The organism is [Actinomadura] parvosata subsp. kistnae (assembly GCF_900323885.1).
GTDB classification, from domain to species: domain Bacteria; phylum Actinomycetota; class Actinomycetes; order Streptosporangiales; family Streptosporangiaceae; genus Nonomuraea; species Nonomuraea composti.
Genome location: NZ_OOHJ01000018.1, coordinates 3,946,633 through 3,970,251, shown reverse-complemented (window position 1 = coordinate 3,970,251; position 23,619 = coordinate 3,946,633). Strand labels below are relative to the sequence as shown.

General features: G+C 72.8%; 24 protein-coding genes. 9 read left to right on the top strand and 15 right to left on the bottom strand.

Annotated features, from left to right (window positions below):
• Positions 1–27: 27 nt before the first annotated feature.
• From KIS93_RS38920 to KIS93_RS38880, 9 genes are read right to left on the bottom strand one after another with little or no spacing between them, the layout of a single operon-like run.
• Positions 28–444, bottom strand: coding sequence for a pilus assembly protein TadG-related protein (locus KIS93_RS38920; RefSeq protein ID WP_230465595.1), 417 nt, complete (start codon positions 442–444; stop codon positions 28–30).
• Positions 441–827 (bottom strand): TadE/TadG family type IV pilus assembly protein, encoded by a 387-nt coding sequence (locus KIS93_RS38915; protein ID WP_080042957.1) that lies wholly within the window; start codon positions 825–827, stop codon positions 441–443. Before KIS93_RS38915 ends, KIS93_RS38920 begins: the two co-directional genes overlap by 4 nt.
• On the bottom strand, positions 824–1,291 hold the full coding sequence (locus tag KIS93_RS38910) for a TadE/TadG family type IV pilus assembly protein (protein WP_230465596.1): 468 nt from the start codon (positions 1,289–1,291) through the stop codon (positions 824–826). Before KIS93_RS38910 ends, KIS93_RS38915 begins: the two co-directional genes overlap by 4 nt.
• On the bottom strand, positions 1,288–1,527 hold the full coding sequence (locus KIS93_RS38905; RefSeq protein ID WP_080042958.1) for a hypothetical protein: 240 nt from the start codon (positions 1,525–1,527) through the stop codon (positions 1,288–1,290). The genes KIS93_RS38910 and KIS93_RS38905 overlap by 4 nt, the downstream gene beginning before the upstream one ends.
• Complete coding sequence (locus tag KIS93_RS38900) at positions 1,524–2,447, bottom strand: type II secretion system F family protein (RefSeq protein WP_080042959.1); 924 nt, start codon at positions 2,445–2,447, stop codon at positions 1,524–1,526. The genes KIS93_RS38905 and KIS93_RS38900 overlap by 4 nt, the downstream gene beginning before the upstream one ends.
• A 23-nt stretch (positions 2,448–2,470) precedes the next feature.
• A complete protein-coding gene (locus KIS93_RS38895; protein ID WP_080047261.1) occupies positions 2,471–3,322 on the bottom strand; it encodes a type II secretion system F family protein in 852 nt (283 codons plus the stop codon).
• Positions 3,323–3,327: 5 nt separating this feature from the next.
• On the bottom strand, positions 3,328–4,623 hold the full coding sequence (locus KIS93_RS38890) for a TadA family conjugal transfer-associated ATPase (RefSeq protein WP_080042960.1): 1,296 nt from the start codon (positions 4,621–4,623) through the stop codon (positions 3,328–3,330).
• Entirely contained in the window at positions 4,620–5,336 is a 717-nt protein-coding gene (locus KIS93_RS38885; RefSeq protein ID WP_080042961.1) for a CpaE/TadZ family protein, read from the bottom strand. Before KIS93_RS38885 ends, KIS93_RS38890 begins: the two co-directional genes overlap by 4 nt.
• A gap of 1 nt (position 5,337) precedes the next feature.
• Positions 5,338–6,009, bottom strand: a complete 672-nt coding sequence (locus KIS93_RS38880; protein ID WP_080042962.1) for a CpaB family protein — start codon at positions 6,007–6,009, stop codon at positions 5,338–5,340.
• Between the two features lie 309 nt (positions 6,010–6,318).
• Between KIS93_RS38880 and KIS93_RS38875 the strand changes: the two genes are divergently transcribed.
• Positions 6,319–11,163: an FtsK/SpoIIIE domain-containing protein gene (locus tag KIS93_RS38875; protein WP_080042963.1), complete on the top strand. Its 4,845-nt coding sequence runs from the start codon at positions 6,319–6,321 to the stop codon at positions 11,161–11,163.
• Between the two features lie 169 nt (positions 11,164–11,332).
• Positions 11,333–12,745, top strand: coding sequence for a type VII secretion protein EccB (gene eccB, locus KIS93_RS38870; protein ID WP_186404648.1), 1,413 nt, complete (start codon positions 11,333–11,335; stop codon positions 12,743–12,745).
• A gap of 6 nt (positions 12,746–12,751) precedes the next feature.
• Here eccB and KIS93_RS38865 read toward each other — a convergent pair whose 3' ends face one another.
• Positions 12,752–13,615: a hypothetical protein gene (locus KIS93_RS38865; protein ID WP_155128563.1), complete on the bottom strand. Its 864-nt coding sequence runs from the start codon at positions 13,613–13,615 to the stop codon at positions 12,752–12,754.
• Positions 13,616–13,623: 8 nt separating this feature from the next.
• On the bottom strand, positions 13,624–14,730 hold the full coding sequence (locus KIS93_RS38860) for a WXG100 family type VII secretion target (protein WP_186404647.1): 1,107 nt from the start codon (positions 14,728–14,730) through the stop codon (positions 13,624–13,626).
• 259 nt (positions 14,731–14,989) lie between these two features.
• Here KIS93_RS38860 and KIS93_RS38855 point away from each other — a divergent pair, with 259 nt between their 5' ends.
• The 6 genes from KIS93_RS38855 to KIS93_RS38830 are packed head-to-tail and all read left to right on the top strand — an operon-like array spanning position 14,990 to position 19,447.
• Positions 14,990–15,328 (top strand): WXG100 family type VII secretion target, encoded by a 339-nt coding sequence (locus tag KIS93_RS38855; protein ID WP_080042967.1) that lies wholly within the window; start codon positions 14,990–14,992, stop codon positions 15,326–15,328.
• 39 nt (positions 15,329–15,367) lie between these two features.
• Positions 15,368–15,679, top strand: coding sequence for a WXG100 family type VII secretion target (locus KIS93_RS38850; protein ID WP_080042968.1), 312 nt, complete (start codon positions 15,368–15,370; stop codon positions 15,677–15,679).
• Between the two features lie 52 nt (positions 15,680–15,731).
• Positions 15,732–16,109 (top strand): hypothetical protein, encoded by a 378-nt coding sequence (locus KIS93_RS38845; RefSeq protein ID WP_155128565.1) that lies wholly within the window; start codon positions 15,732–15,734, stop codon positions 16,107–16,109.
• Positions 16,109–17,548 (top strand): WXG100 family type VII secretion target, encoded by a 1,440-nt coding sequence (locus KIS93_RS38840; RefSeq protein WP_080042970.1) that lies wholly within the window; start codon positions 16,109–16,111, stop codon positions 17,546–17,548. Before KIS93_RS38845 ends, KIS93_RS38840 begins: the two co-directional genes overlap by 1 nt.
• Positions 17,545–17,964: a hypothetical protein gene (locus KIS93_RS38835; protein ID WP_080042971.1), complete on the top strand. Its 420-nt coding sequence runs from the start codon at positions 17,545–17,547 to the stop codon at positions 17,962–17,964. The genes KIS93_RS38840 and KIS93_RS38835 overlap by 4 nt, the downstream gene beginning before the upstream one ends.
• 22 nt (positions 17,965–17,986) lie before the next feature.
• Positions 17,987–19,447: a WXG100 family type VII secretion target gene (locus tag KIS93_RS38830; RefSeq protein WP_155128567.1), complete on the top strand. Its 1,461-nt coding sequence runs from the start codon at positions 17,987–17,989 to the stop codon at positions 19,445–19,447.
• Between the two features lie 164 nt (positions 19,448–19,611).
• Here KIS93_RS38830 and KIS93_RS38825 read toward each other — a convergent pair whose 3' ends face one another.
• From KIS93_RS38825 to KIS93_RS38815, 3 genes are read right to left on the bottom strand one after another with little or no spacing between them, the layout of a single operon-like run.
• Positions 19,612–20,046: a YbaB/EbfC family nucleoid-associated protein gene (locus KIS93_RS38825; RefSeq protein ID WP_080042974.1), complete on the bottom strand. Its 435-nt coding sequence runs from the start codon at positions 20,044–20,046 to the stop codon at positions 19,612–19,614.
• Positions 20,047–20,097: 51 nt separating this feature from the next.
• Positions 20,098–21,060, bottom strand: coding sequence for a hypothetical protein (locus tag KIS93_RS38820; RefSeq protein ID WP_080042975.1), 963 nt, complete (start codon positions 21,058–21,060; stop codon positions 20,098–20,100).
• Complete coding sequence (locus KIS93_RS38815) at positions 21,060–21,386, bottom strand: hypothetical protein (protein WP_155128569.1); 327 nt, start codon at positions 21,384–21,386, stop codon at positions 21,060–21,062. The genes KIS93_RS38820 and KIS93_RS38815 overlap by 1 nt, the downstream gene beginning before the upstream one ends.
• 110 nt (positions 21,387–21,496) lie before the next feature.
• Between KIS93_RS38815 and KIS93_RS38810 the strand changes: the two genes are divergently transcribed.
• Positions 21,497–21,928: a YbaB/EbfC family nucleoid-associated protein gene (locus tag KIS93_RS38810; RefSeq protein WP_080042977.1), complete on the top strand. Its 432-nt coding sequence runs from the start codon at positions 21,497–21,499 to the stop codon at positions 21,926–21,928.
• A 4-nt stretch (positions 21,929–21,932) separates the two neighbouring features.
• Here the strand turns inward: KIS93_RS38810 and eccD are convergent, their stop codons facing one another.
• The gene (gene eccD, locus KIS93_RS38805) at positions 21,933–23,393 is read right to left on the bottom strand and encodes a type VII secretion integral membrane protein EccD (RefSeq protein ID WP_080042978.1); all 1,461 of its coding nucleotides are present in this window, start codon (positions 23,391–23,393) and stop codon (positions 21,933–21,935) included.
• Positions 23,394–23,619: the final 226 nt, after the last annotated feature.

The window sequence follows — 23,619 nt, the reverse complement described above, 5'->3', positions numbered from 1 at the left end:
GTCTATGTCGCTTCGGGCCCGCCCGCGCTACCTCGCCTCGGGGGCCGCGGTGGCGGCGCCGGTCATCGCGGAGCCGGGAAAGCCGATGGCGCTGAGGAAGAACGCCTTCCACCGCACCGACACGGTCACCGTGACCTGCGCCTGCCCCTGGCCGAGCGCGCACTCGCCGGCGGACACGTCGTCGCCGCCCTGGGCCGCGATGATCTCGTCGGCCCGCGCGCACACCTGCGCCTCGCCGAGCAGCCGCGTCTGGCCGGTCTGGCGGAGGTGGTCGACGTCGAGCTCGTCGGCGGCGGCCCGCGCGGCCTGCTCGGCCACGTCGGCGGCGCGCAGCCGGGCGTTGATCGCGGACCCGCCGTCGACCAGCAGCCCGGCCAGCAGGAACACGACGACGGAGAACAGCACGGTGAACACCGACATGGAGCCCCGCTCGCCGGCTCTCATTCGACCCTCCTGAACTGCTCGATCGGCACCACCGCGGTGCCTGTGAGCCGTTTGGTGCCGCCGAAGCCGAGGAAGGCGAGGTCCAGCTCGCAGGTCACCTCGGCCTGGACCTGGCCGCCGCCCTCCCACGCGGAGCCGTCGAGGGAGACGGCCGAGGTGCGGCAGCGCCCGTCCAGCACGTTCGTGGTGATGGCCTTCGCGGCGGCTTCGGCGTCGTCGAGCGTGCGCTGCACGGACGCGGCGCGGGCGGCGTCGCGCGCGGCCCCGTTGACCCGCCCCTGCGACTCCACCAGCACCCCGGCGCCGGCCAGGAACATGAGGAACAGCAGGAAGACCGGGGCCAGCATGACGGTCTCCACGGCCATCGACCCCCGCTCGTTCATGTGCAGTCCTCGCCGCCGTTGTCGGGGCGGAAGCACTCGACGGGCCCGCCGGCGGTGGCGGTGATGGTGAAGGCCAGGTCGGGCAGCAGCGGGATGACCTGCACGGCGCTGCCGGTCACGGTGACGAAGCGCTCGTCGGGCTCCTTCTCGGACGTCGTGGCGGTGGCGTCGCGCAGCAGCCGCGGCCCGATGGCCCGGATGATCTCCGTGGCCTTGCCGGTGGCCGCGCCCTGCCAGGCGCCGGAGTCGAACGGCGCGGCCCGGGCCACGCGGGCGCCTTCCCTGGCCGCCGCCTCGGCCACCTCACGGGCGTGGAACCAGAGCGCGACCTGCACGATGAGCAGCACGGTCGCGAGGATCACCGGCATGAGCAGGGCCAGCTCGATCACCGTCGCGCCGCGCTCACGGGCAGGGCGGGCCCGATCACCGTCGCGCCGCTCGCCCCGTGACGGCCGGGCTCTCACGGAGCGCCGCCACCGCCGCCACCGCCGCCGTCACCGCCGAAGTTCTGTTCGAGGTTGCCCTGCTGCTGCTCGACCAGGGTCCTGATCAGGGTGGCCAGGCCGAGCGCGACGCCGGCGATGATCGCGGTGATGATCACCCATTCGACGGCGGAGGCGCCCCTGGTGGGCGCGGTGCGGGCGCGGTGGACGCGGTCGCCCAGGTACGCGCGGAGATAGACGATCCAGGGGTGGTTCATGAGACTCCCAACATCTTCATCGCGGCGGGGTAGCTGAGAAAGATCACGAAGCCGGCGCAGAGCAGGAGCTGGGCCACCAGCATCGACTGCGAGCGCTCGCCCGCCCGGCCCTCGATCTCGGCCAGCTCACGGCGGCGCAGCGTGGCGGCCCTGGCCGTGAGCGAGGCACGTACTTTGGCGCCGTCGTCGGCCACCAGGCCGAGCGCGGCGGACAGGTCGCGCAGCTCGTCCACGTTGATCTCCTCGCCGAGCTGGCCGAGCGCCTGCCACGGCGTGATGCCGACGATCCTGGCGCCGCGCAGGGCGTCGCGGATGCGGCCCATCGCCCAGTTGGGCTGCTCGCCGCTGACCGAGACGGCCATCATCAGCGCCTCGGGGACGCCGCGGCCGCCGGCCAGGTTCATGGAGACGAGGTCGAGGAAGGCTCCGACGACGTGGCGGAAGTCGCGGCGCTTGGCCGCCGCGTCCCGCTTGACCTGCAGATCCGGCAGGAAGAAGAACAGGAGGGCCACCAGCACGGCGCTCCAGAACGGGATCGCCAGGTTGACGCCCCACTCCATGAGCACCAGCCAGGCCAGCAGCAGCGGGAAGGCCAGCAGGCCGCTGACCGCCAGCAGGACCTTCGTGGCCAGGAACGCCTCGAACGAGCGGCCGAGCAGGGCCAGGTCCGATTTCGCCGACCTGGCCTCCCAGCCGCGCGCGCCGTAGAGGCGGGCCAGGCGGGCGCCGAGACCGCGGCGGAACGCGCTGACCTCCTCGTCGGGCAGCAGGAGCTGGATACGGGGGGCGCCGGTGTCCTCGCGGACGGCGTCGAGCGCGAGCAGCCGCGCCACCAGACCGGGGCGGGCCGGGAACAGCGCCCGCAGCAGCACGAACAGGCCGAGCCCGAGCGCCGCGCCCGCCAGTGCGCTCTCAACCACCGGTCCCTCCTTCCACCAGGACGTCAGCCATCGCCGCCGCCCCCTCCCGTGAGCAGCCGCGTGGGCTTGTCGAACCTGGCCAGCCGGCGCATCCACGCGAACCCGGCACCGAACAGCCCGGCCACGACCACCAGCACGGCCTGGCCGAGGTAGCCCTTGTACTCCGCGACGTATCCGGGGTTGAACACCACGAGGATCCCGGCGAACGCCAGCGCGGTGATCACCACGATCTGCACGCTGCGCCTGGTCGAGCGGCGCTCGGCCTCGACGCGGCGGCGCATGTCGAGCTCCTCGCGGGCCGAGACGGCCAGCGCTCCGAGCACGTCGCGCAGGCCGGGGCCGCGCAGCCGGGAGTTGAGGATGAGCGCGGCCACGACGAGGTCGGCCGAGGGGTCGTCGAGCTCGTCGGCGAAGCGGGCCAGCGCCTCCGGCAGCGCCATGCGGGTGTGCAGCCGGTCGATCAGCGCCCGCAGGTGCGGCCTGAGCATGGGCGCGGCGGCCCGGATGGACGACGGGATGGCCTGTTCGAGCCCGGCGGCGCCGGCGATGGTGTCGCGCAGCGACTCCGTCCAGGCGGCCAGCCCTTCCAGGCGGCGCATCGCGGCGCGTTCCTCGGCGGCGCCGCCCGCCAGCCCGCGCCAGGCGAACACGAGCAGCACCGTGCCGACCGCCATGACGGGCCATTGGGTGATGATCAGGACCAGGGTGGCGGCGACCGCCGCGACGGCGCCCCTGGTGCCCAGCGCCTTGATCAGGTCGCTCTTGGGCCGGGTGGGGCGGGGGCGCAGGCCGTACAGGGACAGGATGAGCAGGAACACGCCGCCGCCCGCGGCCGCGCCGGCCAGCAGTGTCAGCGGGTTGATCGTGAACGGCATGGCGCTCACCAGCCTCCCGGGGTGTAGCCGTGGGCGGCGAGCTCCTCCAGGCAGGAGATCGGGGCGTGCGGGACGGCGGCGCCGTCGGGGCCCGGCACGAACACCTCGCTGGACAGGACCCGGCCGTCGCAGCCGTTGACCTCGCGGATGCTGGAGACGTAGCGGCGCAGCCGGCCGCCCACGTGGTAGTCGTTGCGCTTCTCGATGAAGACCACGAAGTCGATGGCGCCGGCGATGAGCATGTGGGTGGCGTCGATGGGCAGGCGCTCGCCGGCCTGGAGGGCGTAGGTGGAGATGCGGTTGAAGACCTCCATGCTGGAGTTGGCGTGGATGGTCGACAGGGAGCCGTCGTTGCCCTGGGTCATCGCGTTGAGCATGGTGACGATCTCGTCGCCGAGCACCTCGCCGACGATGACGCGGCTGGGGTTCATGCGCAGGGAGCGGCGGACCAGCTCGGCCATGGAGATCTCGCCCTGGCCCTCGGAGTTGGGCAGGCGCTGCTCGAAGGCGACGACGTTGGGGTGCAGCTCGGGGAACTGGTCGAGGCCCAGCTCCAGGGCGCGCTCGACGGTGATGAGGCGCTCGCCGGGCGGGATCTCGTTGGCCAGGGCCCGCAGCAGGGTGGTCTTGCCGGCGTTGGTGGACCCGGCGATCATGATGTTCTTGCGGGCGGCGACGGCCGCCTTGAGGAACCGCCCGACGTCCGGACTTATCGTGCCGTTGCCCACGAGATCGGACATGAAGACCTTGCCCAGGCGGGCGCGGCGGATCGACACGGCCGGCCTGACCGTGACGTCCATGACCGCGCTCAGCCGGGAGCCGTCGGGCAGGCGCAGGTCGAGCTGCGGGTTGGCGGTGTCGAACGGCCGGCTCGACAGCCCCGAGTACGCCGCCAGGATCTGGATCAGCTCGATCAGCTCGTCGTCGGAGTCGGCGACCGGGTCGTGCATGAGCTCCTGGCCGTCGGCGTAGCTCACGAACACCCGGTCGCAGCCGTTGATGTCGATGTTCTCCACCTCGGCGTCGTCGAGCAGCGGCTGCAGCCGCCCCACCCCGAACAGGGCCGCGTGGATGCCGGCCGCGAGCGCCTCTTCCTCCTCGACGGTGGGCGGCGTGCGGCCGAGACCGATCTCGCCGCGCGCGTGCTCCTCCAGCACCTGGGAGATCAGCGCCCTGGCGAACTGGCGCTCGTCCTCGCCGGTCATCGGGGGCAGGCCGCCGGCCTGGTCGAGGCGGCGCTGGTGGGCCAGGCGGTCGCCGACCTCCTGGCGGAAGCGCTTGACGAGCCCGTGGTCGATCATCGGTGGCTCACCAGCCTCGCGGCGAGGTCGCGGGCCGTGCGGATGAGCAGCGAGCGGTCGAGCCGCCCGCCCCACTGGCCGCGCAGCAGCTCGGCGCCCTTGGGGTCGTAGGCCAGGCCGTGCACGAACTGCACGCTCGGGCCGACGATCCTGCGGACGTCCTCGATGGAGCCGCGGTAGTTGCGCGGGTCGGCGATCACGACGACGCCGTGCGCCTTGGTGATCTGGAGGCGCTCTCGGAGGTGGGCCACGTGGTCGAGGGTGGCCCTGGTGAGCAGCACGACCTGCTCGGACTCGGCGACGAGGTCGGCGAGCTGCGGGTGGGCGCCGAGGCGGCCGCAGTCGGCGATCACGTCGGCGTTGGGGATGGCGGCCAGCGACCTGCCGAGGGGGCCCCACAGCCAGGTCAGGCCGGCGGCCTGCTCGCCGTGGGTGAGGCCCACGAGCACGTCGAGCCCGCCGACGATCTTCTGGGTGTGCTGGTGGATCTGCGCGGCCTCCAGGCCGCGCCGCGCGGTGGCGCCCAGCGTGAGCAGCCCCTTTCCGGGGTTGAGCACGCCGCCGCCGGCGGCGGGCAGCCGGTAGGCGAGGTCGCCGCCGGCGGGGTCGCATTCGGCCAGCAGCACGGGACGGGGCCAGACCGCGGCGAGCGCCGTGGCGGCCGTGGTCACGCCGGGCGCGCCCTTGTCGGCGGCCAGTACGATCAGCGCCACGTCAGCGTGCCCCCGGGAGCTCGGCGACCGCGATCTGCCCGCTGGAGGCGGCGGCCACGATCTCGGGTGCCGCCGGAGCCTCGACGACCACGGTGATCTGGCCGGAATTTCCGGTTTTCGAGCGATCTCCGACGGAGAAGACGAGCGCGCTCGCGGCGAGCACCCGGCTTTCTCCCTCACTCGACCGGCTCGGCACGAATATCACCTGGACGCGGTCGCCCTGCTGCACGCCCGCGGGCATTTGGCCGGGTTTGAGGGCCAAACCGACGGTGGCCTTTCCTTCACCCAGCTCGGTGCTGGCCTTCGCGCCCATGGCGTCGGTCATCAGCGTGCCCGGCAGGATCGTGACGGTCGCGAAGCTGTTGGTCACTTCCTGCCGCCGCGCCCAGGAGACGTAGCCGATGCCGGTGTCGGCGATCTTGACTTCCTCGATCGCCTCTTTGGGGATCCGCTGGCCCGCGCCCACCTGCTGGGTGAAGCGGATGGCCGAGACGCGGTCGCCGCTGCTCAGCACGAGCACGGTGGTGGCCAGCGCGCCGCCCAGGATGAGCAGGACGGCCAGCGCGGCCAGCGCCGGCTTGCGCTCTCTGGGCGGGACGGGGAGCTTGCGCGAGGCCGGCCCGGACAACCCCGCCGCCGCGTTGGGGGCAGGCTGCTTTTCACTGGTCCTCATGGGTGGGGGGCTCCCGAATGTGAATTGCGGAATTCACGCCATTATGTGGTGATCGCCCGGGCGGTGGAGGCGGAATTCGCGGACCCATGCTTGTTTCGCAGGTGACATGACGTCAAGCGGAAATAATCAATGCCTATTGTTTCTACCGAGTTGACGGATGCGCATATATCCGGTTAGTCGCACCTTTTTCAACTTGCGGCACAGGAATCACAGCCTCGCGGCGTGCCATGCCGTTGCCGTCAACCGGCGCACCCCGCCGCGCTCCGGACGCTACCTTTGGCGCCCGAAGTCGACCGAGGAGACGGCACCATGCGGATCATGCTCACCGTGATCGGCGGGCAGGGCGACCGTGACGTCGTGATCGACGGCGACGACGGCGCCACGGTGGGCAGGCTCAGCGCGGAGCTCAGCGACCACGGCCCGCTCGCGGAGATCGTCCGGCTGCCCAAGGCCCGAACGCCCTACGGCAGGGCTCCCTACGACACTTCGGGGGACGACGACGGCCGCCTCCGCGTGCCCCGGCCGCGCCGGCCGGAACGCTCCGACATGGGGCCGCCCACCCTGTGGCGCGACGGCCGCCCGCTCGACCCGCTCGCCCCCGTCGCCGCCGTGCTGCGCGACGGCGACAAGGTCACGCTGGAGGCCCACCTGGCCCGCGCGACCGTCGTCGAGGAGCCCGGCGGGGTTGCCGAGGTACGGGTCGTGGGCGGCCCCGCCGCCGGCGCGGTGCACCGGCTCGGGCTCGGCGTGCACGTCATCGGCTCCGACCCCATGTGCGCGATCGCGGCCGGCGACCCGGCGCTGCCGCCCGAGGCGGTGACCGTACGCGTGACACCCGACGCGATCACCGTCGAGCGGGCCTGGCACCCGCCCGCCGACACGCCCAAGCTCAAGCTCAAGGGCCGCTGGGCCGAGGAGGTCGCCGAGCTGACCGCGCGCACCGCCGCGCGGGAGGCCGCCGAACTCGCCGCCGGCTACGAAGAGGTGCCCGAGCTCGACGGCAGGCCGCTCACCGAGCCCGTCGAATGGCCCGACCAGGCCGTGCTGACCTGCGGGTCCTCCGTGTTCGTGCTGACCTCGATCGAGCCCAGGGACGCCCACCTGGCGCCGCGCGGGGAAGGCGGCGTCGCCTACAACCGGCCGCCCCGGCTGCTGCGGCCCGAGCCCCAGCGCGCGTTCGTCCGGCCCAAGGAGCCGAGCAGGAACGAGGGCATGCGCCTGCAACTGCTGGCCGCGTTCCTGCCCGCCGTGCTCGGCGTCACCCTGGCGTTCGCGCTCAAGCAGCCGTACTACCTGCTCGTCGCCCTCATGACGCCCGTCATCATGATCGGGCAGTGGTGGAGCGACCGCCGCCACGGCAGGAAGCAGCACAAGAAGGCGCTCAAGGAGCACCAGGAGCGGCTGCGGGCGTACGAGGAGGACGTCGAACGCGCCCGCGCCGCCGACGAGGCGGCACGCAGGGACGGCGCGCCCGACCCCGCCCAGGTGCTGCTGACCGCCACCGGCCCGCGCCGGCGGCTGTGGGAGCGCCGCATCCACGACGCCGACGCGCTGCGGCTGCGGGTCGGGCTCGCCGACCTGCCCGCCGGCCTGGAGCTGACCGAGGAGCAGGGCGGCCGCATCGACCCGCCCATCTGCCGCTCCGTGCCCGTCGCGCTGCCCATGCGGCGGCTCGGCGTCGCCGGCGTGACCGGGCACCGCGCCGCCGCCGCCTCGCTGGCGAGCTGGCTCATCGCGCAGGCCGCCACCCTGCACAGCCCACGCGACCTGGCCATCGTGATCGTCTCCGCGCACCCCGACGCCGAGCGGCAATGGGGCTGGATGCGCTGGCTGCCCCACTGCGCGCCGCGCGCCGGCGAGGAGTGCGTGGCGCTCGTCGGCGCCGACCCCGACGCCGCCGCCCGCCGGGTCGCCGAGCTGGCCGCCCTCATCGACGAGCGCCAGAACACCACCATCCCCGAGCTCGGCAAGATCCCCACCGGCTGGGACGACCTCGGCGGGCCCGAGAAACCCGCGTTCTCCTCCTACGACGTCCGCCCCTACGACGTGCTCGTGATCCTCGACGGCGCCCAGGTGCTGCGCGGCCTGCCCAACATGCCGCAGGTGCTGCGGCAGGGGCCGCGCTGCGGCGTGTTCGCCCTCGCCATCGACGAGGACCAGCGGCTGCTGCCCGAAGAGTGCCAGACCGTCGCCGAGTGCGGCACCGACGGCCTCGTCCGGCTGCGCGGCGGCGGCCTCGACGTCATCGGCCCCCTCCTCGGCGACCTCGTCTCCCCCGCCTGGTGCGACCGCCTCGCCAGAGCCCTCGCCCCCATCCGCGACGTCAGCAGGGACGACTCCGGCGGCAGCCTGCCCGACTCCGCCCGCCTGCTCGACCTCATGGGCATGCCCGTGCCCTCCGGCCGCGAGCTGGCCGCCCGATGGGGCGAGCGGGGCAGCACGGAAGCGCTGATCGGCGTCGGGCCCGACGGGCCCTTCACCGTCGACCTCCGGCTCGACGGCCCCCACGGGCTCATCGCCGGCACCACCGGCGCCGGCAAGTCCGAGCTGCTGCAGACGCTCATCTGCTCGCTCGCCGTCGCCAACCGGCCCGACCAGCTCACGTTCGTGCTGATCGACTACAAGGGCGGGGCGGCCTTCAAGGAGTGCGTACGGCTGCCGCACACCGTCGGCATGGTCAGCGACCTCGACGGGCACCTCACCCAGCGGGCCCTCGACTCGCTCGCGGCCGAGCTGCGGCGGCGGGAGCGGCTGCTGCTGGCCGCCGGGGCCAAGGACATCGACGACTACACCGGCCCTGGCCTGCCCCGGCTGGTGCTGGTCATCGACGAGTTCGCCGCGCTCGTGGCCGAGCTGCCCGACTTCGTGACCGGGCTCGTGGACATCGCGCGGCGCGGGCGGTCGCTGGGCATCCACCTCATCCTGGCCACGCAGCGGCCCGCCGGGGTCGTCACGGCCGACATCCAGGCGAACACGTCGCTGCGGATCGCGTTGCGGGTCACCGAGCCCGCCGAGTCCGCCGACGTCATCGACCTGCCGGACGCGGCGCACATCTCCAAGTCGACGCCTGGACGGTGTTACGTGCGGGCGGGGGTCGGGGCGGCGGTGGCCGTACAGACGGCCCGCGTCGGCGGCCGCACCCCGGCCCCACCCCCACCGACCACCGGCAACGGCTCCGGCGGCGCGGGCGGCTTGGGTGGCGCGGCCGGCTTGGGCGGTACGGGCGCCTTGGGCGGTGCGGGCGGCTCATCCGGCGGCGTGGGCGGCTCATCCGGCAGCGCGGGTGGCTCATCCGGCGGTGCCGGGGGTGGTGGGCGGTTGCGGGTGCTCGATGTGGACTGGCGCGGGCTCGGGAGGCCGTTGCCGCCGCCACCGCAGGCGGACGAGGAGGACTCCTCGACCACCGACCTGACGCTCGTCGCCGACGCCCTCATCGAGGCCGCCAGGCTGGCGGGCGTGCCCGAGCAGCCGAGCCCGTGGCTGGACCCCCTGCCGACCCACCTCGTCCTGGACCTCCCGGACGAGCCCCCCGACGGCGGGACGTTCGGCGAGGTGGCGCCGTTGCCGTTCGGGATCACCGACCGGCCGTGGGCGCAGGACCGGCGCCCGCTGGCGCTCGACGTGGCGCACGGCGGTCACCTGCTCATCGCCGGGGCGGCCCGCAGCGGCCGGTCGACGGCGCTGCGGACCATCGCCGGCTCGATCGCCGCCCACGCCTCCCCCGAGGACGTGCACCTGCACGCCGTGGACTGCGGCTCCGGCGCGCTGCTGCCGCTGATGGCGCTGCCGCACTGCGGCGCGGTGGTCACCCGTGACCAGCTCGACCGGGTGGAGCGGCTGCTCACCCGGCTGCGCGCGGAGGTCGGGCGGCGCCAGCAGCTCCTCGCGGAGGCCGGGCACGCGTCGCTGGCCGAGTACCGCCAGGCCGGTCACCGGCTGCCGTGGCTGGTGTTCATGCTCGACCGCTGGGAGGGCTTCGTCGCGGCCTTCGAGGGTTACGACTACGGCCGGCTGATCGAGGCGGTGCTCCAGCTCCTGAGGGAAGGGCCCGCGGTGGGGCTGCGGGGCGTGGTCAGCAGCGACCGGTCGGGGTTGCTCGGGCAGGTCTCGACGGTCTTCGACGACCGGCTGCTGCTGCGGCTGTCCGACAACGCGGACTACGGGCTGGCGGGCTTCCCACTCAAGGGGCTGCCCGCCGTCATGCCGCCGGGGCGGGCGCTGTCGATGGGCGAGCACGGGATCGTGGAGCACCACATCGCCCTGCTGGCCGCCGACCCGGCGGGCCCCGCCCAGGTGGCGGCCCTCCAGTCCCTGGCCCGCGCGGCAGCCACCGGCGCACCCCAGGCGGAAAGCGCCGCCCGAGCACCCCAGGCGGAAGGCGCCGCCGGTGACGGGGTGGGCAGGCGGGCCGGGGTCTCGCACGCGCTCGGCGTGAGCAGGGTGCCGTGGCGCTGGGGCGGGGCGCCGCCGTTGCGGGTGGACGCGCTGCCGATGCGGATCACCGCCGCCCAGACGCTGGCCCTCGACCCGGCGTTCGAGCCGCCGTCGCCGCTGTGGGCGCTGATCGGCGCGGGCGGTGACGCGCTCACCCCGCTCGGCCTCGACCTCCAGGCGCACGGCCCGGGCGCGGTGATCGCGGGCCCGTCCCGTTCCGGCCGCTCGTCGGCGCTGCTGACGGCCGCCCGCTCGCTGATCGCGCGCGGCACCCCGGTCGTCGCCGTCGCCCCCAGGCGCAGCCCGCTGCGCGACCTGGAGGGCGCGCTGGCCGTCCTGAACGCGGACGCCACCGACCTCCCTGAGGTGGTGGCCGGCCACGACCACTACGTGGTGCTGGTGGACGACGCGGAGCTGGTCAACCCGGACGGCCCGCTCGGCACGGCCCTGGAGGAGGTGATCAGGACGGGCCGCGACGGCGACCACGCGCTGCTGATCGCCGGTTCGACGGGCGACCTGGCGGTGGCCTACCGGGGTTTCGTGGCGGAGGCGCGCAAGTCGCGTACGGGCGTGCTGCTCAGCGTGCAGGGGCAGACGGACGGCGACCTGTTCTCGATCCGGCTCCCGCGCGGGACGGCGAGCGGCCCGGCGGGCCGCGGCCTCCTGGTGACGTCCGGCACGATCGTCCCTCTTCAGGCGGCCCTGCCGGAGGGCGGCTGAGCTTCACCACCCGCCTGACCTGCCTTTCGGTGAACAGTCAGCGAAAGATCTGGTCATCGCGCTCACCAGATGGCACCCTTGCTCCCCGTGCGGCGAGTGCGACAGCGCGTTCGAGCGCCGCGACCGACCGCTCTAAGCTGATGCGCGGGTTCCGAGCCGGGGAGGTGCTGTGCAGACCAACAAGGATCTCTACCAAGCCCATCGCCTGATGCAGCAGCGGCTCGGCATGGCGCTCCTCCAGGCGGAGCCCGATGTGCCCGAGTCCCCGATGCGCCGGCAGAACATCGCGACGTTCGGCGGCATCCTGGTCGGCGTCCTCGTGATGGCCGTGTTCGGGATCTGGGGCCTGGTGCGGCCGGGCAACGCCACCAAGCTGACCGACCCGGGCCAGCTGCTGATCGAGGAGGGGAGCGGCGCCAAGTTCGTCTACAGCGAGCAGCAGCGGCGGCTGCTTCCGGTGGCCAACTACGTGTCGGCGCGGCTGGTGCTCGACCCCGGGGGGTTCACCACGCGGAGCGTGTCCTCAGCGTCCCTGGCCGAGCTGCCGCGCGGGCCGGTCATCGGCATCCCGGGCGCGCCCGACGCGCTGCCGGCCAAGGAGAAGCTGGTCAAGGCGCCGTGGTCGGTTTGCGTCACGGAGGTGGTCGACGGCGCGGGCACGCGCAAGTCGTACACGACGCTGGTGGGCGGCCAGGACGTCGGCGGGCGGCAGGTGGGCCGCGACGCGATGGTGGTGACGGCGGGCCAGGGCAGCTGGCTCATCTGGGGCGACCGCCGCATGCGGGTGAGCACGGCGGGCGCGCGGGCGCTCAACGCGCAGCCGCGGCAGGTGCCGGCCGCGTGGCTGAACGCGCTGCCCGCCGGGCATGACTTCAAGGCGCCCGACGTCCCGGGCCGCGGCAGGAAGGTGCGGGCCGAGGGCAAGGTGACGGCGGTGGTCGGGCAGGTCTTCACGGTGGCCGCGCTGCCGGGCACCCCGGCCCGGTGGTACGTGCTGCTCGACGACGGGCTGGCGCCGATCACCGAGGTCCAGGCCCGGCTGCTGCTGGAGGATCCGGCCAGCAAGAAGGCGTACGGCAAGCGCCCGGTGCAGGCGATCACGATCGACGCCGCCTCGGCCAACGCCTCACCGTCGCGCCAGACCATCATGGACACCACCCTGCCGACCACCATGCCGAAGGTGATCAGCGTGCCCGGCACCGTCCCGCTCTGCGCGGTCTATCCGAAGACGGCGGCGGGCTCGGTCGTCGTGAAGGTGACGGTGGGCAGCAGGATCGCGATCCCGACGCCGTCGAGCTCGGCCGTGCAGGGCCAGTACGACCAGGTCATGCTGCCGCCGGGCAGCGCGGTGGTGGCGGGTGTGTTGCCCGGTGAGGGCCAGCTCGGCGCGGTGAGCAGTGCGCTGTCCCTGATCACCGACCAGGGGGTGCGCTTCCAGGTGCCGTCGGCCGACGTGCTCGGCAGGCTGGGGTACGACGCCGGTGACATCGCCCCCGTGCCCGCGAGCATCATCCACGCGATCCCGCAGGGCCCGGCTCTCGACCCGGCCGCGGCCATGGTGCCGCTTCCCGCCGGGAAGTAGGGCGGTTCACCAGCCGAACTCCGGCATGATCGACGGCTGTTCGAGCTGGGCGGCGTCGAGCTTGCTCTGCGGGTCGTCCACGATGTCGGCCGTCGTCGGGTCCCAGACGGCCTTGGCCTCGATCAGGTTCGGCTTGTCCGCCTTCACCGTCGCGATGCCCGGCAGGTTCTGGGTGAACTGGTTGAAGGCGACTCCGGCGGTGCCCAGGATCAGGGAGACCTTCAGCACGAGCTTCCAGTGCTGCTTGAACGCCGCCGACACCGCGTCGTGCAGTGACACCACCGCCCGCATCGCGTTCGCCTCGCCGGCGGCGGCGTTGACGAGGGAGCCGCGGCAGAACTGGACGAAGACCGCCAGCGCGGCCAGCACCGCCGCTACGGCGACGCAGACCATCAGGATCGCGTTGTAGCCCTGCGCCGAGGCCTTCAGCGTGTTGCCGGTGCCGACCCTGTTGTCGTCGAGGGCGGCGAGGTGCTTGTCGAGGACGTTGACCTTCTCGATGAACGACTGGTACGCCTGGCCCGCCCAGTCGCCCACCTCGCCGACCTCCTTGGCCAGCCGCTTGAGCTCGCTGCGCAGGAAGGTCAGGTCGCTCTGGTCGCCGGGTGTCGGGTGCGCCGCCATCGGCGGGTGCCATTGCTGCTGCTGTTGTGCCGACGTGAGCGGGGTGGCGGGGGCGTAGGTCGGCCAGTTGTTGACGGAGCGGGGGTTGAGCCACTCCTCGGCGCCCCGGTCCTGCTCTTGCGGGTCACCGTTCATCATGCCGATGAGCCCGACGACCGGCCAGGCGTACGGCATGATGAACGCGGCCATCGACGCCGTGCCGAGCGCGGCGGTGAAGGCCGCCACTGAGCCCTCGTAACCTGCCATGTCGCTGCTTACACCTCTTCCTTGCCGAGCACCGCGACGGTGTGGTCGACGTCCAGGCCCCAGGTCTCCTCGTCCTCACCGGCGTGCGGGCCGCGGTCGCGGTCCTTGCCGTCCTGGGCGGGGGCGCCGCCCATGCCGCCGGGCGGATAGAGGGGCACGCCGGTGTTCAGTGCCCTGGCGATGCTGCCCGGGGCGCCCAGGCCGGAGGAGGCCGGGGCGGACGACGACGATCCTCCCGCGAAGGTGCCCTCGGGCAGGCCGGCCGTCGTGCGGGGCACGGTGGTGCCGCCGGGGCTCGTCGACGGGAGGTCGGGGGTGCGGATCTGCGGCGTGCTCGTGGCGGGCACCTGGGGGTTCAGCCCGGCGAGGTCGGTCTTCGGCTGGCCGAGGCCGCTCAGGTCGGGGCTGGTGGCGCTGGGAGTGGGGATCTCGGGCTGCTTGATGTCGGACGGGTCGGGCGTGTTGAGGTCCGGTTGCTTGATGTCGGACGGGTCGGGGGTGGGGACCTCGGGCTGCTTGATGTCCGACGGGTCGGGGGTGGGAATCTCCGGCTGCTTGATGTCCGACGGGTCGGGGGTGGAGGGCTTGTCGATGCCGAGGTCGCTCGGATCGATGCCGCCCTTGCCGAGACCGCCCTTGCCCAGGTCGCCCAGGCCGCCGGTGTTCTTCGGCAGGCCGCCCAGCCCTCCCGAGGGCAGGCCGCCACCCGGGTTCTTGATCTGCGGGATCTTGCCGCCGCCGTCCTGCGGGGCCTTGCTGGCCTGCTCGGCCGCCTCGGTGTTGTCCGCGGCGGTGTTGAGCGCTTCCTTCCACGACTCCAGCACGTCCTTGGCCTGCTTCAGCGCTTCGGCGGCGCTGTCACGGGCGGCGCGGTGGGCGACGTTCAGCCCGCCGCCGATCACGCCGAAGGTCAGCGTGTGCAGGTCGATGGCACGGGTGCTGGAGCTGAGCTGCGACAGGTTCTCGCCGTAGCCGCGCACGTTCGTGCCCAGCGTCCTGACGCTGGAGTACCGCATCTTGAAGTCGGGATCGCTGGTCCGCGGATCGACGGCGCCCGCGGCGTTGCCGAGAGCGCTGGTGAAGGGATTCTCGGCGGACGAGGATGAGTTGGACACACGCCCCCCTAGTCACGTTCGGCACATACGCTACGCCAGCCCCGCTGCCCCCGTACACCCGCATTACGGACTACTGCCGCCACCTCTGGCCAGGGGCACAAACACCACCTTTTCTGGCGATACACCCACGATCCTCCTGGTTGCTATGGAAAATTAACTCGATCACGTGCGACGCTAGGGGCAGAAGTTCACTAATGTGACCAAATAGGCTGACACGACGTGTCGGCCTAGTCAGACGACTGGCAAGGGAGGGAGACCTGTGGCGGACCAGACACAGGTAAGTGCGTCCGATCTGACAGCCGCGATCGGATACATCGAGGAAGCGGCCACCAAGCTGCGCACCATCCAGAAGAACCTCGACACCGCGGGCGTGACCCTCAAGGCGAGCTGGGTCGGCCAGTCGGAATACGCCTTCGACCAGGTCCACAGGATCTGGCACCAGCGGATGGACAAGGTGCTCGACAGCCTGCGGACGCTGGCGGAGAACATCGGCGGCAGCAACAGGAACTACGCCGCGTTCAACGAGGAGCGGGTGCAGGCGATCAACAAGATCGAGGCCCTGATCAACGCCGCCCCGATGTCGCGTACGGCCGGCTAGCAACACACACCCATCCCGCAGGCACCGAAGGAGGTCAGCATGCCCGCTGAAGACATGTTCGACGTGACCAAGCTCAACTACAGCGGCCTCGACGCCGGTGAGGCCGACTTCCAGAACGCGTTCAACGGCATGGTCGAGACGCTCGAGACGCTGGAGCAGCAGCTCCTGGCCAAGAGCGCGATCTGGCAGGGTGACGCGAAGGCCGTCTTTGACGAGGTCCGCAAGATCTGGCAGACCGAGGCCTCGCACATGTCGACCGTCATCACCGAGCTGAAGACGACGATCAACGTGACCCACATGAACATGAGGGAGGTCGAGCGCATCAACTCCATCATGTTGGGCGCCGACTAGCGGCAGCATCCACGAGCGGCACCGGTGGAGGCCCTGACAGCGAAGGGGGAGCATGGGCAACGATCGTGGTGTGGAGCTCAGCAGGCGAGCGATCAAGGCCGCCAGGACCGACCTGGAGGAAGCGCTCGCGCTCCTGAGCCCTGACAGCAAGAACGGCGGCGCCAAGAACGACGGCACCGCCCAGCCTGTCTTCGCGCAGGCCTCTCCGGCGTTGCAGCTACGCGACGACTACGAGGCCATGAGCGGTTACTGGCCTGCCGCCACGGGCTTCCAGACCAGCGCCCAACGGGCCATCGGCGCCGTCACCGTGTCGTACGGCAACATCGCCACGCAGGTCCGTAACGTGATCGACCTGCTGGACCAGGCGCTGCGCAACTACGACGACATCGAGGTCGACAGCGAGGGCCGCTCGCAGTCGGTGCAGGTCTGATGAGCCGGTTCCAGCAGCCGATCAGGCAGGACTTCGACACCGGCGAGGTCGACTACGCCGACCTCCAGCTGTTGCGCGACCACCTGAACAAGAACAAGCCGGAGCTGCTGCGCAGCGCGGCCGAGGAGTTCCTGACGGCCAAGCGGCGCCTGGAGCACCTGATCGGGGTGATCGACCGGCACCTCCGGGCGCTGGACGAGCACTGGACGACGGGCAACGACGCCAAGACGGTCAAGGCCGAGCTGCGCCGGCTGCGCGCGGCCGCCTCCGACGTCTCCACCACGATCAGCAACCAGCCCGTGGACGCCGAGCAGTGCCCGGCCAACCCGTCCGGCGTGGCCCCCGCGCTGCTCCTCCAGGCCCACACGCTGTCGGTCTTCAGCGGCAAGAACCTGCCGGAGTCCGCCGACCGGGACGTCAGCGTCCTGGAGGGCGCCTTCCAGGGCGGCGCGGTCGGCACCATCGGCGGCGGCGTGATCGGCGGCCCGCCCGGAGCGGTCATCGGCGCCGTCGTGGGCACGCTGGCCGGCGGCGTGACCGCCCTGTTCACCGACGGCCCGTTCGCGAACCTCGTCGGCGACTCCAAGGAGGAGAAGGACAGGAAGGCCGCCAAGGAGCACATCAAGCTGCTGACCGAGGCGACGAACCAGAACAACCAGGCCTTCCCGGTGGAGCTGAACACCGACATCCCGCAGTTCAGCCCGCTCGCCCCGCGGACCCCGACGATCCCGGACGTCAACGGCCCCGGCGGCGGCACGGTGCCGGCCGGGCTCGGCCAGGGCCTCGACCCGGGCGCCCCGGGCATCGACGGCCTCGGCTACCCCACCGGCCAGGACGGGCTGACGGACCCGAGCCTGCACCGGATCCCCGGCGTGGACACCACGTACCCGGGGGGCACGCTGCCCGACGGGTCGGCAGTCGGCGCCACGCCGGGCGGCGGCACGGGCCTCGGCGGCACGAACGGCGCGGGTGGCGCGGGTGGCGCGAACTTGCCCGGCGGGCAGGGCGCCGACGTTCCGGCCACGAACGTTCCCGGCGCCGGCGGCACGAGCCCGAACGCGCCGCAGACCTCCCTGGCCGGCCTGGGCGACCCGGCGGCGACCCTGCCGCAGGTCCCTTCGACCACCACTCCCGCGCTGAACGCCGCCGCCACGAACGTGCCGGCCACGGGCATCGGCAGCCCGTACGGCGGCTCGTCCGTGGGAGGCGCGTTCGGCAACGGCGCGGCGGCCGGCGCCGCCTCCGCCGCGGGCCGCGGCGCGAGCGGCAGGGCGCCGACGGTGCCCGTGGTGCCTCCCGTGGGCGCGCGCGGCAAGGGCAAGGAGGACGCGCAGGAGACGACGCGGACCACGTGGCTCCTGGAGGACGACTCGCTCTTCGCCAGCGACGTGCCCACCATCAATCCCACCCTCAAGGGCGAGTCGAAAGGCAAGGCATGAGTCGCCCCGCTGACAACGGCAGCCCCGCTCCGGAGCTGGAGCTGCCCGCCAACTTCCCCGGCCTGGGCGACGACGCCGCCACGGGCGGCCCGTACGTCGACCACACGGAGCTGCGGCGCGTCGTCGGACGCCTGCGCACGAAGCTGGACTCGCTGCGCGGCAACGCCCCCGCCTCCATGAGCGCCACCTACAGCGGTCCCGGCACGATCGGGGAGGTGGCCGGCATGGGCAACGTCGGACCGCAGGAGACCGGCCAGTGGGAGGTGGCCTCGTCCTTCGGCGCGAACACCGAGCAGGCCTACACGGTGCTCGACCCGAGCTACGGCAAGCTCCTCGACCACGTCGAGCAGTGGGTGGACGCCGTGGAGAAGGCCATCGCGAACTACGAGAGATTCCATCAGGACAGCAGTGCGTGAGAAGTGGCGGGGTTGTTGAGCCATGGGTGAATGGCAGCCGATCAGGCTCTACGCCTACCTTGGCGAGAGCGACCCTGGAGCGGGCACGACGCGGGAGCAGGTCGTCTCCTGGCTGAACAGCACCGATCCCGACCGGATCGAGGCCGCCGGGCAGAGCTACGTCGAGGCGGCCAAGCTGATCAAGGGCGAGGACGGCGTCCAGGACGCCCTGAGGCGGACGGCCGAGGAGCTGAAGAACGTCTGGCGCGGCGAGGGCGCCACCAAGGCGCTGGAGAGCCTGCGGGTGCTGTTCGCCAGCGCGGGTGCGCTCGGCACGGCGATGCATGACACCGGCACCCCCATGAAGCAGTACGCCGCGAAGGTCAGGGAGTACCGCGCGGCCCTGCCCGCCGCCCCGGAGGAGAACGCCGGCGGCGGCATGCTCAACGGCGGCGGCACCGGGGGTTCCGGCGGTACGGGAGGTTCCGGCGGCAGCGGCGGCACCGGCGGTGCCGAGTACGCGCCGCCGCTGCTCGACCAGAACACCGCCGGCGGGACGTTCGGCGACCCGTCCCTGTCGGGCGTCCTCACCCCCGACGAGATCGCCAGGAACCACCTGAAGCGCCTCAACGACGAGATCGCCGAGGTGAACGCCAGGATGGCGGAGGGGTTGTCCTTCCGGATGCCCAACGTCACGCCGCTCGACGTCGCCCTGACGAAGAACAAGAAGATCGACGTCGGCAGCGGCAGCGACGCCGGCGGCGGCCCGGTCACGTACTGGGACGGCGGGAACGGCTCCGGGAGCGGCACGGGCTCCGGATCGGGCGGCGGCGCCACCGGCTCCGGCGCGGGCGGCTCCGGGTCGGGCTCGGACGGCACGGGCGGCACGGGCGGCTCAGGGGCAGGCTCAGGAGCGGGCTCGGGCGGCTCCGGGACGGGCTCGGGCGGTGGCACGCCGCAGGATCCCGCGGCCCCGGGCCAGAACGGCCAGGACGGCTCCGCCACCCCCAACCCGGGTGACTCCGGACAGCAGCCCGGCGGCACCCAGGGCCAGCAGCCGTCCGGTCAGGCGCCGGGCGACTCCGCGCGGGACGTGCCCCCGGTGATCGGCGCCGACGGCCGGACCGAGCTGGCCGACAGCACCACCACGCCCACGGCGAACCCCGGCTCGACCTCGAACCCGTACCAGACCACCACGCCGACCACCACGAGCGTCCCCACGCCGCAGACGCCGACGAGCACGCTGCCGACACCGAACCCGGCGGTCCAGCCGGGCGTGAACGGCGGCATGTGGTACCCGTCGGGCGGCGGCGCGGCGGCGGCGGCCAGCCCGGCGGTCCTGCGCGGCGGCGCCACGCCGGGCTCCGGCTTCATGGCCTACCCGCCAGGGGCGGGCGCGGGCGCGCCGGGCAGCGACGGCGGCGAGAAGACGCGCGACATCTACGACCCGGAGCCCAGCGTGTGGCACGTGCCCACGCCAACGGGCCCGGACAAGATCGGCTGAGCCGGACGCGGCGGCTCCGGCGCGCGTGACCTCGCGCCGGAGCGGCCCAGGCCTCAGGGCGCGACCGACCTCGTGCCGGGGCGGCTTCGGGCCTCAGGACGGGTGACCTCGTGCCGGGGCGGCCTCAGGGCGCGGGTGGCCTCGTGCTGGGGCGGCCGCGGGCCTCAGCCCTCCATGCGCTGCCGGATGCGGTCGAGCTGGCCCATGAGGTCCTCGTGGGTCCGGTCGTAGGCCGCCTGTGCCTGGCGGACCTGCTCCAGCGCGCCCTCGGGGTCTCGTCCGAACCGCAGCGGGTTCTCCTCCCCGAAGGCCTCCTCCATCATCTCGCTCAGCTGCCGCTGCAGGTCGGCGGCGGCCTCTTCGATGACGGCCTTGATGCGCTCGGCCAGCTCGCCGGAGGTGAGCCGCATGGCCTTCGGGTGCAGGACGAGGTCCTTGAGGCCGCCGCCGCCGAACTCGGCGGTGACGAGGCCGTCCTCGTCCTGTGCCCGGCCGGTCAGCTCGACCATGGAGCTGCGCAGCTCGGCGACGCGGGCCATCTGCTGCTCGGCGTTCCTGAGGATCTTGTCGAAGTCGAGTGCGCCGAACTCCCGCTCCATGCTCACGCCCCTCACCTGCCACAAAAGCCCTGTTCTGCCGCAACCCTACCGTCAGGGCTGCGCGGTGGTCTCCGTCCGCTTCGGCTCGACCCAGGTGAAGTCCTCGTAGCCGGGCGGCAGGCCGGTGCGCGGGTCGGGCTCGGCGAAGGAGGGGAACTCGCTCGCGTCGATGGTCACCGACCGGAAGTCGATCGCGGCGTCGCCGCTGGGGGTGATGTAGCCGAACTGGTGCTGCTTCTTCACCATGGTCGACAGCACGTCCCCGGCCTCCTTCAGCGTGTGGCCGAGCGTGGTGGCGAGGAAGAGCGTGGAGACGTTCACCGTGCCGGTGATGTAGCGCTCCAGCAGCAGGCCCCAGACGGAGGTGTTGGGCACCCGCTGCAGCTTCTTGGCGACGACGAGCAGGCCGATCGCGGCCAGCGACGCGCGCAGCACCCAGGTCCAGAAGCTCCGGTAGCCGGCCGCGACCTCGTCGAGCATGCCGGCGCCCTTGGAGATGACGTTGCGCAGCGCGCCGATCTCGCGGTGGAAGGTCCAGATCCACTTCTCGTACTCGTCGCGGTCGAGGGCGATCCAGCCGTCCCTGGCCGTGTTGAGCAGCTGGGGCAGCAGCTGCTTGATGCCGTCGTCGAGCCGGGCGGACATGCCGCTGTCGAGGGTGCTGACCGCTCTCGCCATGCCGGGCTCGTTGGCCAGCATGCCGCCCGCGATGGCGATGGAGGGCGCCAGTCCCACGGTGAGCCGGCCGGCCTTCTTGAGGACGTCGAGAGCCCTCTCGCCGATGACCGGCCGGTACGGATTGCGCAGCGCGGAGACCGCCTGCTGGGGGGCCGGCGTGTTGTACGGGCCCGGCGTGGGGCCGCCGAAGCCCGGCGTGCCGGGATAGCGGGCGGGGCCGAAGCCCCCGCTCGCCGGCGGCGTGGTCGGCGTGCCCGGGGGCGTGGCGTACGGGTTGCCCGGTACCGGCTGGTTGGGGGTGGTGCGGGTGTGCGCCCAGGGGTCGGGGGTGCTCATCAGCCGCGGTACCTCACCATGCTGGCCTCCTCGGCCGCCCGCCAGTTGCGCCTGGCCCGGCCGAGCGCGGTCGAGCACTCCTGCACGCAGGTCTCCGCCTCGCCGAGCGTCGTGTCGAGCCAGGTGCGGAACTGCTCGTACGCGCCCTGGATGAACAGGCCGCCGATCTGCCCGAAGCCGAGCCCGTCCACGGTCGTCATCGGCAGGAGCCCGTGGATGTGCTCCACGGCCGGCTTCAGCTCGTCGTCCATGCGGGAGCGCGTGTGGGCGATCGTGGACGACGTGACGTAGATCTCCTGGCCCGAACCTTGTTGAGTATTCGCCACAAAACGCGATTGTTGTCCACGTTCGACGGTGAACGGGCGAATTGCTGTGATCTTCACACCAGATTCAGCGTCCGGACAGTTCCGCAACCCTTTCGGTTAACCGGCCGCCGATGGCGTGGCATGCCATGGACTACACCGAGAACGACATCGACCGGCTCATGCGGGAGAACCAGCGCGAGCTGCGCGACCTCGCGGACGCCGCCCAGAGCCTGCGGGAGGTCGTCGGCAGGGGCGAGAGCCGCAGCGGGCTGACCAAGGCGGTCGTGGACGCGGACGGCCGCCTCCAGAGCGTCACCTTCGCGCCCCGCGTCCTGCGCCTGGACGTCGCCGCCCTCCAGGACGAGGTGGTGCAGGCCGTCCGGCAGGCGCAGGAGGACCAGGACCGGCAGACGCGCGGCGTGCTGGGCGTGCCCGAGGCCCAGCTCGGGCTGGAGGACATCCAGCGCCAGTTCGAGGAGTTCCGCGACCTGTTCGCCGCCGAGACCTCCGAGCGGAACCTGCGGATGCGGCGGCTGGCCGAGCGCGACCCCTACGACGACTGACCGCTCAGCCCGCCAGCCCCCGGATCCAGGTGTAGACATCGAGCACGCCCAGCGCGAGCGGGAACAGGGCGATGAGCAGGATCACGTCCACGATCTCGCCCGCCCGTCCCCAGAACGGCGACAGCTTGCCCGACGGCAGCCACAGGCCCAGCCCGACGACCAGCATGGCCACCCAGAGCAGGCCCATCACGACCGCGGCGGCGGCCACCGTGCCCGCGCCCACGCTGAGCGCGACCGCCACGCCCACCAGGCCGGCCAGCCCCACGCCGAGCAGCCAGAGCCGCTGGCCGACGCCGTGGAAGACGCGGGCGCGCAGCAGCATCACCAGCGAGAGCACGACGGCCATCGCGATCGCCATCCAGGTCGCCGCCGTGACCAGGTAGGCCAGCGCGCCGAGCGCGGTCAGGGCGATGCCGGTGACCATGCCGGTGGCGTACCGGCTGGCCTGGGCGGTGCGGGCGAGCACCGCCTCGCTGTCCAGGCGCTGGTTGTCGGCGCGCAGTTCCTCGGCGTTGGTGGGCAGGGTGGGCAGCGGCACCCTGGCGATCTTGAACGACAGGGACGGGATCAGCGGGCTGAGCGAGATGAGCAGCGTGACGGCCATGGCCGCGGCGCCCGCGGCCGGGACGCCGAACACCATGACCACGGCCGCCGCCACCGCGCCCACCACCGTGGCGATGGCCGTGCCGAGGAAGCCCGCCACGCCGCCGGCGACCATGGTGCCGCCGAGCGTGGCCACCAGCGCGGTGCAGGTGAGCGCGGCCAGCAGGTGCGGGGCGCCGATCCCGGCCAGGGTGGAGCCGCTGAGCAGCCCGTACAGGCCGGCGAGGAAGGCGTAGGGCAACGCGGCGTACCCGATCAGGGCGCCGGCGGAGGAGTCGCCGACCGCGCGCGACAGGGCGGTGCTCACGCCGAGCAGCAGCAGGGCCAGCAGGCCGGCGACCACGGTCACGCCCAGCGGCTCGCTCCCCGACAGCACCAGCCCGGGTGCGCCGAGCGCGAGCAGGACGGCCGCCGCGCCCGTGCCCATCGCCTTGGTGTGGCGGGACTCCCACTTGCCCGTGCTCTCCTTCACGCCCGTGGCGACCACGTCGGCCACGTCGTCGTAGAGCGCGGGCGGCAGCGCCAGCTCGCGTGGCCGCAGGTACAGCAGCTCGCCGTCGAGCACCCCGAGGGAGGCGAGCGTCTGGCTCAGGTCGAACGGCGCGCCGCCCAGCCGCTGGAGCACCCAGCCGGGCGAGCCGGCGTCGCCGCCGCCCTCCCCGACGGCACGCAGCAGGCCCGGCAGCACGTGCGGCAGGGGGATGTCGGCGGGCAGGGCCAGGTCCACGCGGCGGCGCGGGGCGACGATCGTGACGTGGCACAGCGGCGCCAGCGGCCCGCGCGGCACCGGCTGCGCGCCCGGCGGCAGCGCCGGCCCCGGTGGCAGCGCGCCACCCGGCGGGACGGGACCTCCCGGCGGCATGGGAGCGCCGGGTGGCATGGGAGCGCCCGGTGGCATGGGACGCATCGGCTGCATCGGCTGATGGGCGAGCGAGGTCACGGCCACTCCACGTTCGGCTGGCTAAATCCGACATGCCGAACATATAGGGACGGCAGGTCTGGTAAGAAAGTGTTTCAGGTGACAGGAGGGTTGTCGCGTCAGTGAGCATTGTTGTTGTTCGTCGCCCCGAGCGCCGCCCCAGTCCGAA

What these genes read in the sequence shown, in the direction of transcription:
- KIS93_RS38920 (WP_230465595.1), bottom strand. Translation starts at nt 444, where the DNA reads ATGAGAGCCGGCGAGCGGGGCTCCATGTCGGTGTTCACCGTGCTGTTC.
- KIS93_RS38915 (WP_080042957.1), bottom strand. Translation starts at nt 827, where the DNA reads ATGAACGAGCGGGGGTCGATGGCCGTGGAGACCGTCATGCTGGCCCCG.
- KIS93_RS38905 (WP_080042958.1), bottom strand. Translation starts at nt 1,527, where the DNA reads ATGAACCACCCCTGGATCGTCTATCTCCGCGCGTACCTGGGCGACCGC.
- KIS93_RS38895 (WP_080047261.1), bottom strand. Translation starts at nt 3,322, where the DNA reads ATGCCGTTCACGATCAACCCGCTGACACTGCTGGCCGGCGCGGCCGCG.
- KIS93_RS38890 (WP_080042960.1), bottom strand. Translation starts at nt 4,623, where the DNA reads ATGATCGACCACGGGCTCGTCAAGCGCTTCCGCCAGGAGGTCGGCGAC.
- KIS93_RS38880 (WP_080042962.1), bottom strand. Translation starts at nt 6,009, where the DNA reads ATGAGGACCAGTGAAAAGCAGCCTGCCCCCAACGCGGCGGCGGGGTTG.
- KIS93_RS38875 (WP_080042963.1), top strand. Translation starts at nt 6,319, where the DNA reads ATGCGGATCATGCTCACCGTGATCGGCGGGCAGGGCGACCGTGACGTC.
- KIS93_RS38865 (WP_155128563.1), bottom strand. Translation starts at nt 13,615, where the DNA reads ATGGCAGGTTACGAGGGCTCAGTGGCGGCCTTCACCGCCGCGCTCGGC.
- KIS93_RS38850 (WP_080042968.1), top strand. Translation starts at nt 15,368, where the DNA reads ATGCCCGCTGAAGACATGTTCGACGTGACCAAGCTCAACTACAGCGGC.
- KIS93_RS38845 (WP_155128565.1), top strand. Translation starts at nt 15,732, where the DNA reads ATGGGCAACGATCGTGGTGTGGAGCTCAGCAGGCGAGCGATCAAGGCC.
- KIS93_RS38840 (WP_080042970.1), top strand. Translation starts at nt 16,109, where the DNA reads ATGAGCCGGTTCCAGCAGCCGATCAGGCAGGACTTCGACACCGGCGAG.
- KIS93_RS38835 (WP_080042971.1), top strand. Translation starts at nt 17,545, where the DNA reads ATGAGTCGCCCCGCTGACAACGGCAGCCCCGCTCCGGAGCTGGAGCTG.
- KIS93_RS38830 (WP_155128567.1), top strand. Translation starts at nt 17,987, where the DNA reads ATGGGTGAATGGCAGCCGATCAGGCTCTACGCCTACCTTGGCGAGAGC.
- KIS93_RS38825 (WP_080042974.1), bottom strand. Translation starts at nt 20,046, where the DNA reads ATGGAGCGGGAGTTCGGCGCACTCGACTTCGACAAGATCCTCAGGAAC.
- KIS93_RS38820 (WP_080042975.1), bottom strand. Translation starts at nt 21,060, where the DNA reads ATGAGCACCCCCGACCCCTGGGCGCACACCCGCACCACCCCCAACCAG.
- KIS93_RS38810 (WP_080042977.1), top strand. Translation starts at nt 21,497, where the DNA reads ATGGCGTGGCATGCCATGGACTACACCGAGAACGACATCGACCGGCTC.
- eccD (WP_080042978.1), bottom strand. Translation starts at nt 23,393, where the DNA reads ATGCCGCCGGGAGGTCCCGTCCCGCCGGGTGGCGCGCTGCCACCGGGG.